This is a genomic window from Streptomyces sp. XY431 (assembly GCF_001279805.1).
GTDB lineage: Bacteria > Actinomycetota > Actinomycetes > Streptomycetales > Streptomycetaceae > Kitasatospora > Kitasatospora purpeofusca.
The window spans coordinates 1-14,534 of sequence record NZ_LGDO01000014.1 but is presented as its reverse complement, the minus strand read 5'-3'; the positions used below and the strand labels follow the sequence as shown (position 1 = coordinate 14,534).

The window sequence follows — 14,534 nt, the reverse complement described above, 5'->3', positions numbered from 1 at the left end:
GTGAACGCCGGGCCGTGCCGCCCGGGGCTCAGCCCTCGACCGGCTCCTCGTCGTTGCGGTGGACGTGGCCGGCCTCGCCGCTGTCACGGCGCCACTCGACGACCAGTTCGTCGCGAGCGCCGAAGCGGACCAGGTGGCGGCCGACGACGTCCTCGAGGCCGGGCAGGTTCTCGGTCTCGCCCTCGACCGCGAGCAGCAGCGCGTCGGGGGTGGCCTCCAGCGTGGCGGTGCCGGCGCCGAAGACGAGGGTGCCGTGACCGGTCTCCTCGGACCAGTCGGCCTTGATCTTGCGGCCCATGTGGGCGGCGAGCTGCTTGGCGTAGCGGGCGGAACGGTCGGTGGTGACGCGGGCTTCGGAGCGGGGCACGGGCCCTCCAGGTTCAGGGGAGGGAACTTAGGGTGCCCTCACTCGCCGTCTACGCTAACCCAGATACTGAGTCTTACTCAACATATTTCCGGACGCCCCCGGAGCGGCCGATACCCTTGGTCGAACACCTGCCGAGGAGAGCCGCCCATGACCACCACGCCGACCGACGACGCGGCGAGCTCCTCCCCCGGCACCAGCACCCCCGACGGTGCCGAACAGGGCAGCACCGAACAGGGCACCGCCGAACAGGACACCGCCGCCGAGCTGGCCGATGCGATGACCCGGGCGATCAAGCGGATCCGCCGCCTCACCAGCGAGCGGCTGGAGCCCTACGGCATCACCCCCGGCCAGGGCCGCGCCCTGCGCACCCTCGCGCACGCCCCGGGCTGCGAGCTCCCCGACCGGGCGATGCGGCTCAGCGACCTGGCGGACCGGCTGCACATCGCCCCCCGTTCGGCCACCACGGTGGTCGACGCGCTGGAGGAGGCCGGACTGGTGGAACGGAGCCCGGACCCGGCCGACCGCCGGGCCGTGCGGATCCTGCTGACCGAGGCCGGCCGGTCGGCGGTGGAGCGGATCGGCCAGGTCCGCTACGAGGTCTCCCAGGAGTACTTCGGCGCGGTCAGCCCCGCCGACCAGGACGCGCTGCTGCGAGCGCTGCGGAGCGCCGAGGCCGCCTACGCGGCGACCACCGCCGCGCCGCGCCGGACAGCGCCCCCGGGCGCAGCGCGGTGATCCCGATCCCGGCGATCACCAGCAGCGCGGCGACGGCGGCCACCGGGCCGACCGACTCGCCGAGCAGCAGCCAGGCCGAGGACATCCCGAACACCGGCACCAGCAGCGAGTAGGGCGCCACCGCGGTGGCGTCGTAACTGCGCAGCAGATAGCTCCAGGCGACGAAGCCGAACAGGGTGGAGACCAGCCCGACGTAGCCGATCGCGCCGAGCCCGGCGAGGTCGATCCCGCGCAGCGCGCGCAGGTCGGCCGCCGGGCCCTCGACCAGCAGCGAGAGGCCGAGCAGCGGCAGCGGCGGCACCGCGCTGACCCAGACCATCCAGCGCAGCGCGTCCGGCGGGGCTGCCTTGCGGGTCAGCACGTTGGACAGTCCCCAGGCGGCCGCCGCCAGGACGACCAGGACGAACGCGCCCAGCGGCCCGCCGAGGCCGTGGTCGACGGCGCTCAGCCCGATGCCCGCGAAGGCGACGCCCAGGCCGGTCAGCCGCTGGACACCGGGACGCTCGCCCAGCAGCGCGCCGGCGAACAGCGCGGTGAACACCGCCTGCCCCTGGAGCACCAGCGAGGAGAGGCCGGCCGGCATCCCGGCGTGCATGCCCAGGAAGAGCAGGCCGAACTTCACCACACCGAGCACCACACCGACCGCGAGCACCCAGCGCAGGGCGACCTTCGGCGGTCCCACGAAGAAGATCGCCGGGACGGCGACCACCGCGAACCGCAGGGCGCAGAACAGCAGCGGCGGGAAGTTCTGGAGCCCGATGTGGATGAGGACGAAGTTGAGGCCCCAGACGGCGGCCACCAGGACGGCCAGGCCGATGTGACGCGGACTCATGCTGCCGCCGCCAGGGGCGGCCTGCGGGGATGCGCTCATGGCACGAGGATGGCCGCCGGGACCGTGCAGCACCAGCGATGAGTTCTGAAGGCAACGCTTTAGCATTGCTGCATGATGGATCTGGGACGCCTGCGGGCGCTGCACGCGGTGGCCGTCCACGGCTCGGTCGGCGGGGCGGCCGCGGCCCTCGGTTTCACCCCGTCCGCCGTCTCCCAGCAGATCGCCAAGCTGGAGCGGGAGACCAGGACGGTGCTGCTGGAGCGCCAGGGCCGGGGCGTGGTGCTGACGGACGCGGCGCGCGAGCTGGCGGGTACGGCGCAGGCGGTGCTGGGGCTGGTGGAGCGGGCCGAGGTGCGACTGGAGGAGCAGCGCGGCCAGGCGGTCGGCCGGCTGCTGGTGGCCGCCTTCGCGACCGGCGCGCGCGGACTGATGCCGGGAGTGCTGGCCGATCTGCGCGCGCGCCGCCCGGAGCTGGACGTGCGGCTGCTGGAGAGCGACCCGTACCCGGCGGCCGAGCTGGTGGCGCGCGGCGAGGTCGACCTGGCGCTCGTCCAGGACTGGCCGACGGTGCCGCTGCCGGTGCAGGAGGGGCTCGACCGGATGGACCTCGGGCCGGATCCGGTGGACCTGCTACTGCCGGTCGGCCACCCGCTGGCGGAGCTCCCGGTGGTGCCGGTGGGCCGGCTGCGCGGGCAGCGCTGGACGAGCGTGCCGCCGGGCAACATCTGCCACGACTGGCTGGTCCGGACCCTGCGCGAGGCCGGCGAGGAGCCGGACGTGCACTACCGGGTCGGCGAGTTCGAGACCCAGATCGCCCTGATCGGGGCCGGTCTCGGCATCGGGCTGGTGCCCCGGCTGGGCCGGGGCGCGCTGCCGCCGGAGGTGGTGGCCCGGGCGGTGGCGCCGGAGCCGGCCCGGCGGGTGTTCGCACTCTGGCGCTCCCAGGCCTCGCGCCGGCCGGCGATCACCGAGGCGCTGGACGCGATGCGGGCCCGCTGGGACGCCCGGGGCGGCTGACCGGGACGCCCGGGGCGGCTGACCGAGGTGGCCGGCCGGCGGACGCCCCCGTCGCGGCCTCCCGTCAGGAGGCGAAGCCGATCACCAGCCACATGAAGCCGACCCCGCCGAGGGTGCAGAGCAGGGTGGTGCGCGAGGGGTGCGGGCTGTGCGCCTCGGGGAGGATGTCGGAGGTCGCCAGATAGAGCAGGAATCCGGCGAAGAACCCCAGGTACAGCCCGAGCAGGTGCTCGGAGATGGTGAACAGCAGGGTGATCGCGGCACCGGTGACCGGCGCCAGCGCGTCGGCCGCCAGCAGGGCCAGCGCCCGCCGCTTGTTGTTCCCGTAGAGCCGGGTGATCGTGTACGTGTTGAAGCCGTCCGCGAAGTCGTGCGCGACCACCGCGATCGCCACCACCGTCCCGACCGTCGTACCGGCCTGGAAGGCCGCGCCGATCGCGAAGCCGTCCATGACGCTGTGGCCGACCAGGGCCATCGCGGCCGTCAGGCCCACTCCCTGGTGCCGCTCGGCGTCCGACCGGGAACGGCCGTGGGCATGGCCGTGGTTGTGGCCCCGGCCCTGCACGGACGACCGGTCCTGCTCGGTCGACCGGTCGTGGCTGGGACGGTGGCCGTGGCTGTGCTCGGCGTACTCCTCCTCGTGGCCGCGGTGGATCGCGACCGCCCGCTCGACGATGTGGATGGTCAGGAAGCCGGCCGCGAACATCAGCAGTGCCTGCGGCACCCCGTGGACCTCCTCGGGCGCCTGGCGCAGCGCCTCCGGCAGGAGGTCGAAGGCGACCACCCCGAGCATCAGCCCGGCGGCGAAGCCGAGCACCAGGTGCCGGCGGTCGCCGGTGCGCTGCGCGACCCAGCCGCCGATCAGCGTCATCAGGAACGCCCCCGCGGCCACCAGGACCGCGGTCACCGCTGCTCCACCGTGACGGTCCGTCCGTTCACTCGTCTCCCCCGTGTCCCGCCCGTCCCCGGGCCGCCCGTCCCCGGGCCGACCGTCGGCCGGTGCCGGCCGGCCGTGTCCCCCAGCGTCGGACACCCCGCGCGCCGTCGCCCGCCGGGCAAGCCGTCGGGGTGAGGCGCCGGGGCGGGCCGTCGGAGCCGGCCGACGGCAGCCGCTCCGGGCCGACCACCGTAGTGGATTCCCGGCCCTCCCGGACCCCCTCCGGACGCGGGACCGTTCCTGATCACCCCCGCGGCCGGGCCCGCGCGGCTCAGTGCTCGCGCGGCTCAGTGTCCGGCGGCGAGCGACAGTCCGAGGTGGGTGTGCGTCAGCTCGCGGACGCCGTCCCCGTCGACCAGGTGGATGTGCCGGTGCCCGTCCTCCCCGGTGAGGTCGAGCGCCCCGTCGGTGAAGCGGCCGGTGGTCAGCCGCAGCCCGCGTTCGGCGGACTCCTCGCGGACCGCCTCCGCCAGGGTCCGGATCTCCTCCTCCCCCACCGGCCCCTCGCCCCGGGAGGCCCACACCACCCAGCGGCCGGGCAGCGCGCTGCCGACGGGCCCCTCACCGGTGGCCACCAGCCCGACCGGGCCGCGCAGCCGTACGCTCCACTGCCCGAGCCCGCCCCGGGTGAGCAGCTCACGGACCAGCTGGGCGAACTCGTTCGCCGAGAGGTCCGGCGCCGCCGGGACGGTGACCGCCGCCTGCGCGGCCGGTTCGACGCCCGCCCGGCCGTACGGGTCGGGGCTGACGGCGGCGTCGAGCTGGCGCAGCCGCACCAGTGCCTCGTCCTGCTCGGCGTCTGCGTAGACGCCCTCGCCGTCGGGCTCCTCGTCGGGGTCGGTGGGCGGCAGCAGCCTGGTGCGGGCCAGCGCGTCACGGTCCGCGTCCACGCTCAGCAGGCAGAGTGGCGGGGCGCCGCCGGGCTCGCGCAGCCAGCCGTTGAGCACGACGCCGGCGAGGATCTCGTCGGTGTCGACGGCGTCGGCGGCCTGCAGCGCGCGCAGGGCCAGCCGGGCGACCAGCCGCAGGTAGTCGGAGGCCCGGTCGGCCGGCGGGCGCGGCACCGGGAGGACCTCGCCGTCCGGGGCGAGCCGGTAGCCGGCCAGCGAGGGCACGACGTCCAGCGGCGGGAGGTCGAGGTCGAGCACGGCGGTGCGGGTCAGTGGCCGGTAGACGGCACGACAGGGCGCCGGCAGGTCCCGGGTATTGGTCTCGGCGGCGGCGAGGGCCCGCTCCAGCAGGGACTCGACGGCGGCCGGCTCGGCCTGCCGGTAGGCCCGGCGGCACTCCTCCAGGGAGTCGTTGTACTCGCGCACCGCCCGCGCCCGGGCCTGCTCGGCCTCGTCGTGGGCGCGCCGGGACTCGTCGACGGCGGGGCTGCCGGCCTCGGCCTGCCGGGTGCGCCACTCCCGCAGGGCCCGCTGGTGGGTCAGCCGGGCCTTGGCCAGTCCGCGCTGGTAGTCGGAGTCGAGCAGCCGGGGGACCGGGGGCCCGTCGGGGTCGGAGGCCGGCGGTTCGGCGGGTGCGTAGTCCTCCCAGCGCGGCTCCGGGTCCGCGCCGGCCGTCGCGGGCGGCGCGCCGTCCGGGTAGGGGCGCGGCTCGTAGCGGCGCAGCTGGCTCTCGAAGTCCATGGCCGAGACCGGCAGGGCGGACCGCCGGAGCAGGTCGGCCAGCCGCTCGTGCTCGGCCTGGACGGTGAGCGTGCGGTGGTGGGTGAGCGCGGCGGCCCTGGCGTGGGCGGCGACATCCTCGTCGCCGCCCGGGCCGAGCGGATCCGGGGCCGGTCGGGCGGTGGACGACGGCCCGTCGGGGATGCCCGGGGGGCGGCCGGACGGATCGTCCGCGGTCGGCTCCTCCACCCCGAGGTCGCGGAACACGGAGGCGAGGAAGCCCGGTTGGGGGGCGGTGACAGCACCGTCGGACTGGCCGTCTGCTGAGTACTGCATCGGTGGTCGTTCCCCCATGCTCGTCCGGCGCCTGCCCGGGGCGGTCGGCAGCCCCTCGGCGGCGAACCGGGGGTCCGCCCCGCTTCCGGACATTGTCCACCGAACGGGCGCACCGGTCAGCAAAGCCTCTCAGTTGGTCCGGGTGTTGGTCAGGTGCAGTCCGATGTAGCCGACATAGATCCGGCCACTGCCCGAACAGTCGTCCAGGTAGTGCAGCCGGGGCGCGGTGCGGCCGCCGCCGATCCGCAGGTGTGCCCCCATGAAGGCGCGTCTGGACACGTCCACGCACTCCGGCACCGGGAGCATCCGCTCGCGCTTCCACTTGGCGTGGCTGTGGACCGTCCGCGACTCGCCGCGCACCGCCTTGCGGGGCGGGAAGCGGTGGCAGCCGGCCGGGGTCCGTTCGCACCACTGCTTGAAGTCGCCGCCCGCCCGGCCGCGGACCGCCGCCTCGGCGTACTCCTGGAGCGCGGTCAGACCGTCCCAGGTGAGCCGGGCCCAGCCCCCGCCGGCGCAGCGCAGCTCGTCGAGGGCGAGCGCGGCCTTCTGGTCGCCGGTGAAGGTGAGCAGCGGGAACTCGCCGAGCCGGTCCATCAGCTCGGTGAAGGTGAGCGGGATCCCGCCGTGGCCGCCGACCGGTCCGGTGCGCCGCCGCCCGGCCCGACGGGCGGGGGCGGGCAGAACGGGCTGGGACGGGGCCGGTGGGACCGGGACGAACAGCGTCGGCGGGAGCGGCACCGGTCCACCGCCGGGTGCAGTGCAGAGCCGGCCGGCCGATCCGCGCCCCGCCCCGGGGCCGGCCGTCCGGCCGGGGAGCGGGCCGCCCGCGGTGAGGGCCTTCGGCTTGGGCCGCTCGCGACGGTGCTCCCGGCGGCCCTCGTGGCGCGCGGGGTGGGAGGCGTACGGGGGGTGGGCGGGGCGGGCGCCCCGCTCGTGCTCCTCCGGCCGGTCCGTCCGGCCGACGGGGACGGCCACCGGGGCCGCGAGCACGGGTACCGAGGCCGGCACGCGCGGCGGGGGCACGGCCGCCAGCGTCGCCGGCGGCGTCCGTTCGGCGGCGAGCCGGCGCGGTTCGCGGGACAGCAGGACGGCCGCGCGCCGCGGGTCCTCCTCGATCCGGTGGCGGGCCAGCACCGGGTGCCGCCGGCCGTCCTGGCGCGAGGCCGGGTCGACCTCGGGCAGATAGGTGCGGACCGCCCCTCCGTAGACGGCATGGAACTCCAGGGCGACGTTGAACCTGGTGCGCGCCTCGGCGTCCAGGACGTACAGGGTGGCGAGTCCCGGCAGGTGCTCGCAGAGCGGGGCGACCACTTCGGCGAGCCACGCTCCGGCATCGAGGCCGGCCGGGACGCTGGCCACCATGGCGGGCATCCGGCGGTCCGGGTCGCAGAGCTCGTCGACCAGGCCGTCGACCTCGGCCGCGGTGAGCATCCGGGGAGCGGCCAGGACGGCGGCCGGGCCGTCGGCGGCGTCCAGCAGCGGCAGCAGGGTGCGGGCCGGTTCGGGCACCGGTACCCGGCCGGGCGTCCGCACGGCGCTGTCGGTGGTGCGGGTGGCGGCCTCCAGCCGGAGCCAGGTCGGGCCGGTGGGCCCGGCCGCCAGGGTGAGGGTGAGGTGGTCGGTGCCGTGCGGGGCGGGGGTACGGACCCGGCGGCGGTCGTAGCGGCCCCCGGGACCGCCCGGGAGCGGACCGCCGTCGCGGTCCAGCAGGACGCGGTCGCCGAGCCGGAAGCGCTCGGCGTAGAGGGCGGCGGCTCCGGCCCGGGGCGGGGCGGACAGGTCGCACGGAGCAGACAGGGCGGCGGACAGCGCGGGCGGCGGGCCGAGGAGGGCGGGCGGGGGTTCCTCGCACCCCTCCCGTTTCAGCCAGGCGGCGAGGTGCTGGTCGGCCAGGGCGAGGGCGTCGGCGTACGGGAGGGCGGTGGTGACGGTCATCCGATAGGGCGCCGCAGGGCCTCCGGAGCCGGGGAGTCCGGCTCCGGCGGGCGACGACGAGGAACGTTCCGAGGTCATGCGCATACCTCCGTGGGGCGGTGGGGTCCCGTGTCCTCCATCGATGGGTCTTTGGTCCGGTTCGCCGGACCTGTGCCCAGGAAACGCCATGGCCCGGAGCGGAAGTTCCAACTCCGGGCCACGTCACTACATTCGGGTGAATCTGCTCAAGCCCGCTGTCGCACAGGACGAGAATCTGCATCGTCTCCGGCCCCGCCCCGGGACCGGCCGCGCGGACGCCGTCCGGTCAGACCGGCACCTCGACGTAGGTCCGGCCCGCCGCCACCCCGGCCGCCGTACCGCCGGTGGCCTCGGCCAGCCAGGTGTGGAACGCCGCGACCTCCGGCTCCGGCACCCCCACCTCGATCCGCACCCCGGACGCCTCGTACGCCAGGTCGCTGACCGTGAATCCGGCCGCCCGCAGGTCGTTCTCCACCCGCCCGGCCCGGGCGTGGTCGACCGTCACCGCGAGCAGCGCGACCGGCCGCCGCTCCAGCAGCCCGAGCTCGTCCAGCGCCTCCGACACCGCGCTCCCGTAGGCGCGCACCAGGCCGCCGGCGCCGAGCTTGATACCGCCGAAGTAGCGGGTCACCACCGCCACCGTGTCGGTCACGCCGCGCCGGCGCAGCACCTCCAGCATCGGCACCCCGGCCGTCCCGCCGGGCTCGCCGTCGTCGCTGGAACGCTCGCGGCGCTGCTCCTCGCCGACCACGAAGGCGGTGCAGTTGTGCCGGGCGTCCCAGTACTGCTTGCGGATGCCCGCAATGAAGGCCTGGGCCTCCTCCTCGTCGGCGACCCGGGCGAGGTGGCAGATGAACCGGGACTTCTTGATCTCGATCTCGTGCGTGCCCGCGCTCCGGACGGTCAGGTACGGCCGGGGGGTCGGCTCCGGTGTGGCGGGCATGGCGCGGCGGTTCTCCCGGAGGACGACGAGGGGCGACGGCGCGGCCCGCAGGGGACGACAGCTCGCCCACGGACCGCCCCGCCAGCCTACGGCGTGCCCTTCGAACCGGACCCGAGGGGCGCCGGACCCGAGGGGCGGGCGGGCAGCGCTCAGCCGCGGCCCGCGAGCGCGTCCAGCTGGGCCCGGTCCAGACCGGTCGCCGCCCGCACCTCGGCGAGGTCGACCGCACCGCAGTCGAGCCCGCGCAGCAGGTACCCGCTGAGCGCCCGGGCGGTCGCCGGCTCGTCCATGATGTCCCCGCCCGCCTTGGCCACGTACGCGGCCAGCCGGGCCGCGGCGGAGGCCAGGCCCTCCCGGTAGAAGGAGTAGACGGCGACGTACCGGGTCGGCAGGTGCGCCGGGTGCATGTCCCAGCCCTGGTAGTAGGCACGGGCGAGCGAGCGGCGGACCAGGTCGTGGTGGAGCTTCCACGCGGCGTGCACCTGGGCGGTGGTGCCGGTCGGGACCACATTGGTGGAGCCGTCGGAGAGCCGCACCCCGGTCCCGGCGGCGGCGACCTGCATCACCGCCTTGGCGTGGTCGGCGGCCGGGTGGTCCATGCTCTGGTGGGCGGCGGCGACCCCGCACGCGGCGCTGTAGTCGAAGGTGCCGTAGTGCAGGCCGGTGGCCCGCCCCTCGGCCGCCGCTATCATCCGGGCGACGGTGGCCCGGCCGTCCGGGCCGAGGATCGCCTGGGTGGTCTCGATCTGGATCTCGAAGCCGAGCCGTCCTTCCGGCAGCCCGGCGCCGCGCTCGAAGTCCGCCAGCAGCCGGACCAGCGCGGTGACCTGCTCGGCGTAGGTCACCTTGGGCAGGGTGAGCACCAGCCCGTCGGGCAGTCCGCCGTGCGCCAGCAAGGTGCCGAGGAACAGCTCCAGGGTGCGGATGCCGCGGTCCCGGACGGCCGCCTCCATGCACTTGATCCGGATGCCGAAGTACGGCGGAGCACTGCCGTCGGCGACCGCGGCGGCGAGCAGTTCGGCGGCCCGGACCGCCGCCGCGTCCTCCTCCGCGTCGGGCCGCGGGCCGTAGCCGTCCTCGAAGTCGATCCGCAGGTCCTCGACCGGCTCGCGCTCCAGCTTGGCCCGGACCCGGCGGTGCACCTCGGCGAGCAGCCCGTCGTCCGCCACGCCGAGCGCGCGAGCGAGCTCGGCGGGGGTGCCGGCGTGGGTGTCGAAGGCCTCCAGGGCCTGTCGGCCCCAGCTCCGCACGGTGTCGGCGGCGAAGGTGTCGGCCGGCACGTAGACGGTGTGGACCGGCTGGCGGGTGCCCGGGTCGCCCGGGAAGCGGTGGGCCAGATCGGCGTCGACCGGCGCCAGCAGCGCGTCCACGGCGGACCGGGCGGCGGCGGAGAATCCCGCCGCGCCCGTCGGCCCGGTAGCGCCCGTCTCGACCTGCGACATCCGTCACTCCTCACGCAAGCATGCGCGCGGGGCCCGTGCCAGGCCAGCGCTTCAACAGTTTGTTGATGCGAAGGTAGACGGGCCGGGAACGGGCGTCAATGCCCGCCGGCGGACCGGGCGGCGCAGCCGCGGGCCGGGTCAGTCCCGCCCGGAGGTGGCGTAACGGTCCCGCAGCTCCGGGTAGAGCGCCTCGACGTCCTTGGGGTGGACCGAACCGTCGGGACGGTTGCCGGCCACGCCGTACTTCTTGGTCAGCCAGGCGGCCAGCCGCTGCGGGTCCGGCTCGTGCTCGAAGGTGTCGATGTAGCTCACCAGCGCCTCGAACGCCTGCTCGGGGTCCAGCCGGTACGAGCCCGGGCGCGGCGCGGGGCCGATCGGCCGCTGCCCGCGCTCGGCGAACTCCGGCGCCTCCTCCGCGGCCTCGGCGTAGGCCTGCTCGGTGTAGCCCTGGTCGACCTGGCCCTGCTCGGTGTAGGTCTGCTCGACCTGGCCCTGCTCGGCGAAGCGCTCCTCCACGAACGGCGGCTCCGCGTAGCCGGCCTCGGGCCCGGCGTGGGCGACGGCGGCCTGCTGCTCCGGGGCCTCCGGCTGGTCGGGGTCGGTCGGGCGCGGCGGCTTGAACCACGGCGAGACCTGGCCGGGCACCCGCCCGCCCGGCGCAGCGTCGCTGGGATGCCCGGTGGTCCGCACGGCCCGCTCGGTCCAGACGTTCAGCTCCTCCTCCTGCGGAGCCGGGGGCTGCTGCGCCCCGCCGACCGGCTCCTGGGCGTCGCGCAGCCGCACGGCGGCGAGCTTGGCGAGCACCTCGGCGGGAGCGGGCTCGGGCTGCCCCTGCGGCTCCGCCTCCGGCTCCGGGCGGCCCTGGGGCTGCGGCTGCGGCCGGCTCTGCGCCGGGCCCGGCACCCGCGGCACGGCCTGGGTGGAACGGTCGACCCGGACCGGCTGTTGCTGCTGCCTCGCGGCGACCGGCCCCTCGGCCCCGTCCTGCTCACGGGCCGCCGCGGCGCCGTTCCCGGCCCGCGCGGGCTGCCCGGCCGGCACCAGGGCGGCCGCCGCACGGCTCTCCTGGAGCGCGCGGGCCTCCTGCACCGCCAGGGCCGCCTCGGCCCTGGCCGCCGCCTCGACCTCGCGGGCCTCCTTCTCCTCCCGGGCCACCCGGGCGTCCTCGTCCATCCGGTCGAACACCGACGGGTCCAGCGGCACCCCGTACTTGGCCAGCTTGAGCGGCAGCAGCGCCTGGATCGGCGCCGCGCGGCGCCAGCCGCGGCCGTAGCGGAAGCGCAGCTGGGCCCGGTAGACCAGCCGGTTCTGCTCCAGCCGCACGACCTCGTCGTAGGAGCGCAGCTCCCAGAGCTTCATCCGCCGCCAGAGCCGGAAGGTCGGCACCGGCGAGAGCAGCCAGCGCATCATCCGGACCGACTCCATGTGCCGGTCCGCGGTGATCGCCGCGATCCGGCCCACCGCGTGCCGGGAAGCCTCGACCACGACGACGAACAGCAGCGGGATGACGGCGTGCATGCCCATCCCGAGCGGGTCGCCCCAGGAGGCGGCCGCGTTGAAGGCGATGGTCGCGACGGTCAGCAGCCAGGCGGTCTGCCGCAGCGCCGGGAAGGGTATCCGCAGCCAGGTGAGCACCAGGTCCAGCGAGAGCAGGACCACGATGCCCGCGTCCACGCCGATCGGGAACGCGTAGGAGAAGGCGCCGAAGCCCTTCTGCTCGGCCAGCTCCTTGACCGCGCTGTAGGAGCCGGCGAAGCCGATACCGGAGATGATGCAGGCACCGGCGGCGACCAGACCGAGCAGGCTGCGGTGGGCCTTGGTGAGCGATGGGCGTGCCATTACGTCTATCAACCCCTGGATGTCGGCTGCGGCCGTTCGCTGCCTCGGCTGCCGGTTCCCGCTTGTCGGGGCGCCGGACGGCTGAGCGACCTCCGGGCTCGGCCCACCGGAGTTTACTCGTACACCTGTCCCAGCGTTCCCGCAGCCCGCACCGTCACCGCGACCGGCCGCTGCCGCTCCCCAACGCCCCGCCCCGCGGAGCCGGGGAGCGGGCGCCCGGTCAGGACGGCTGCCCCGCCGTGCCGTTGAGGTAGGCCAGCACGGCCATGACCCGGCGGTTCGCATCCTCGGCCGGGGCGAGTTCGAGCTTGGTGAAGATATTGGCGATGTGCTTGGCCACCGCACCGTCGCTCACCGACAGCCGGGCGGCGATCGCCGAGTTCGAACACCCCTCCGCCATCAGCTCCAGCACCTCCCGCTCGCGCGGCGACAGCCGCTGCAACGGTCCGGAACGACGCGAGGTGCTCTGCATCAGCTTGGCGATGACGTCCGGGTCCATCGCCGTACCGCCGGCCGCCACCCGGCGAACCGCGTCGATGAACTGGTCGGCGTTGAAGACCCGGTCCTTCAGCAGGTACCCGATCCCGCCCGTGCCGTCCGCCAGCAACTCCCGCGCGTAGAGCTGCTGGACGTGCTGTGACAGCACCAGCACCGGCAGGCCCGGAATCTCCCGGCGGGCCTTGAGCGCCGCCTGGAGGCCCTCGTCGGTCAGGGTCGGCGGCAGCCGGACGTCGACCACCGCGACGTCCGGACGGTGCGTCAGCAGCGCCTCCTGCAGCTCCGGACCGGTCTCGACCGCTGCGGCGATCGTGAAGCCGTGCGCCTCCAGCAGCCTGATCAGACCTTCTCGAAGGAGGTAAAGGTCCTCGGCGAGGACAACTCGCACGGCAGCTCCAGGGTGATGGTGGTCGGACCGCCCGACGTACTGTCGATGGCCAGGACACCGTCGAAGGTACCCAATCGCCGCTCGATCCCCCGCAGCCCGGTCCCCCTGGTGGGATCCGCAACCCCGACCCCGTCGTCCGTCACCGTCACCCGCAGCCGGCCGGCCCGGTACAGGATGTCCACCCACACCTGCTCCGCGCCCGAGTGCTTGGCCGCGTTGGCCAGCAGCTCGCAGATGCTGAAGTACGCCGTGGCCTCCACCGGCGCCGCCGGGCGGTCCGGCAGACTCACGCACACCTCGGTCGGCAGCGCGCAGTCCAGCGCGAGCGCACGGACCGCGTCACCCAGGCCCCGCTCCGCCAGCACCGGCGGGTGGATGCCCCGGACCAGGTCGCGCAGCTCCTGGAGCGCCCGCGCCGAGGACTGCCGGGCCTCGGACAGGAGTTCGCGCGCCGCCACCGGATCGGTCTCCATCAGGTGCTCGATCGTGCCCAACGTCATCCCGATCGCGACCAGCCGCGCCTGGGCGCCGTCGTGCAGGTCCCGCTCGATCCGCCGCAGCTCCGCCGCCTGGTCCCCGACCGCTTCGGCCCGGGTCTCGGTCAGCTCCGCCACCCGCCGGGTCAGCTGGGCGTGCGAGGTCCGACCGTCCTTGTCCAGCACCCTGCGGGCCACCTCCGCGTACCCGCGCACCGCGTACGGGGCCAGCAGCGTGCCCAGAGCGAGCATCCCGAGCCCGAGCAGGGTCGCGAGGAACACGGTCGGGGCACCGCTCGAACCCACCGGCCCGTAGCCACGCACCGCGACGACCACGAACGCCGCCCCACCGCCCAGGACTCCCAGCACCACGAGTCCCAACGCAAGCGCCAGCAGCGGGCTGACCAGCAGCCAGAGCATCTCGCGCCGCGTCACGGCGTCCCTCACCGCCCAGTGCAGCAGCTGCGCGAGCCGGGCGACGTTGTGGGAGCGGTGGTAGGAGTAACCCGTCCACCAGTGACCGCGGGCGTCCGCCTCCAGCGGCGGCCTGGGGGTGTACACCGCCGGCAGCCTGGTGCCGTACCAGCGGTTGAGCTGCCCCCGGGTCCGGGTCGCGGTCGGTCGCACGAACAGCCCGGCCAGCGTCAGGGCCGCGCCCACAGCAGCGATCAGCGCGACGAACACCGCCGGGTAGTAGCCGTCGAGCAGCCATGCGGCCGTCGCGCCGGCGAAGAAGGCCCCGAACACGGGCACCACCACGATCGGCACCGCACCGAGCACCAGCAGGGACAACCGGGCCAGCCCGCGGCCGCCCGCAGCGAGGGCCGCCTCGGTCTGGGCGCGCACGGCACCGCCCCCGCTGATCCGACTCTCTGTTGCCACGCCAACTCCTGATTGCTGATGCCGATGCCGCAGACCGGCCCCGATCCTCCTCATCCAGTGTCCCCGGCCCCAGGGCCGTCGGCACTGGCCGTCCCACCCGAATTCAGGGTGGTCCTAGGTCCACCCCGCGCGGGCCCCTGCCCCAACGGGGCCGAATCCCCCGCGCACCGGACGCAGCAATACGGGCAGCAATTCACGCACAACGCAAAGAACCCCCGCCGGTTTCCCGACGGGGGTTCTTCACAATGATTGTTCGGCGGCGTCCTACTCTCCCACAGG

Annotated in this window: 12 protein-coding genes; 2 read left to right on the top strand and 10 right to left on the bottom strand. The window is 75.3% G+C overall.

Features of this window, described 5'->3' with window-relative positions:
* Window positions 1-28: 28 nt before the first annotated feature.
* Window positions 29-367, bottom strand: a complete 339-nt coding sequence (locus ADK60_RS02870; RefSeq protein WP_053642954.1) for a DUF2218 domain-containing protein — start codon at window positions 365-367, stop codon at window positions 29-31.
* A gap of 147 nt (window positions 368-514) precedes the next feature.
* Between ADK60_RS02870 and ADK60_RS02865 the strand changes: the two genes are divergently transcribed.
* A complete protein-coding gene (locus ADK60_RS02865; protein WP_199839582.1) occupies window positions 515-1,102 on the top strand; it encodes a MarR family winged helix-turn-helix transcriptional regulator in 588 nt (195 codons plus the stop codon).
* Here ADK60_RS02865 and ADK60_RS02860 read toward each other — a convergent pair.
* Window positions 990-1,934, bottom strand: coding sequence for an EamA family transporter (locus ADK60_RS02860; RefSeq protein ID WP_053642953.1), 945 nt, complete (start codon window positions 1,932-1,934; stop codon window positions 990-992). The genes ADK60_RS02865 and ADK60_RS02860 overlap by 113 nt on opposite strands.
* Before the next feature lie 111 nt (window positions 1,935-2,045).
* On the opposite strand from ADK60_RS02860, the gene ADK60_RS02855 reads away from it, so the two are divergent.
* The gene (locus tag ADK60_RS02855; protein ID WP_053642951.1) at window positions 2,046-2,951 is read left to right on the top strand and encodes a LysR family transcriptional regulator; all 906 of its coding nucleotides are present in this window, start codon (window positions 2,046-2,048) and stop codon (window positions 2,949-2,951) included.
* A gap of 64 nt (window positions 2,952-3,015) precedes the next feature.
* Here ADK60_RS02855 and ADK60_RS02850 read toward each other — a convergent pair whose 3' ends face one another.
* From ADK60_RS02850 to ADK60_RS02815, 8 genes are all read right to left on the bottom strand, one after another.
* Window positions 3,016-3,858, bottom strand: coding sequence for a ZIP family metal transporter (locus tag ADK60_RS02850; protein WP_353651720.1), 843 nt, complete (start codon window positions 3,856-3,858; stop codon window positions 3,016-3,018).
* 317 nt (window positions 3,859-4,175) lie between these two features.
* The gene (locus tag ADK60_RS02845) at window positions 4,176-5,834 is read right to left on the bottom strand and encodes a restriction endonuclease (RefSeq protein ID WP_053642949.1); all 1,659 of its coding nucleotides are present in this window, start codon (window positions 5,832-5,834) and stop codon (window positions 4,176-4,178) included.
* 129 nt (window positions 5,835-5,963) lie between these two features.
* Complete coding sequence (locus tag ADK60_RS02840; RefSeq protein WP_159400281.1) at window positions 5,964-7,847, bottom strand: hypothetical protein; 1,884 nt, start codon at window positions 7,845-7,847, stop codon at window positions 5,964-5,966.
* 226 nt (window positions 7,848-8,073) lie between these two features.
* Window positions 8,074-8,730, bottom strand: coding sequence for a YigZ family protein (locus ADK60_RS02835; protein ID WP_045944467.1), 657 nt, complete (start codon window positions 8,728-8,730; stop codon window positions 8,074-8,076).
* Window positions 8,731-8,879: 149 nt separating this feature from the next.
* Window positions 8,880-10,172, bottom strand: coding sequence for a DUF6986 family protein (locus ADK60_RS02830; RefSeq protein ID WP_053642944.1), 1,293 nt, complete (start codon window positions 10,170-10,172; stop codon window positions 8,880-8,882).
* Between the two features lie 138 nt (window positions 10,173-10,310).
* Window positions 10,311-12,011 (bottom strand): DUF2637 domain-containing protein, encoded by a 1,701-nt coding sequence (locus tag ADK60_RS42960; RefSeq protein ID WP_107094477.1) that lies wholly within the window; start codon window positions 12,009-12,011, stop codon window positions 10,311-10,313.
* Window positions 12,012-12,231: 220 nt separating this feature from the next.
* Window positions 12,232-12,897: a response regulator transcription factor gene (locus tag ADK60_RS02820; RefSeq protein ID WP_045944465.1), complete on the bottom strand. Its 666-nt coding sequence runs from the start codon at window positions 12,895-12,897 to the stop codon at window positions 12,232-12,234.
* Window positions 12,849-14,255: a sensor histidine kinase gene (locus tag ADK60_RS02815; RefSeq protein WP_234370915.1), complete on the bottom strand. Its 1,407-nt coding sequence runs from the start codon at window positions 14,253-14,255 to the stop codon at window positions 12,849-12,851. Before ADK60_RS02815 ends, ADK60_RS02820 begins: the two co-directional genes overlap by 49 nt.
* Between the last annotated feature and the right edge of the window lie 279 nt (window positions 14,256-14,534).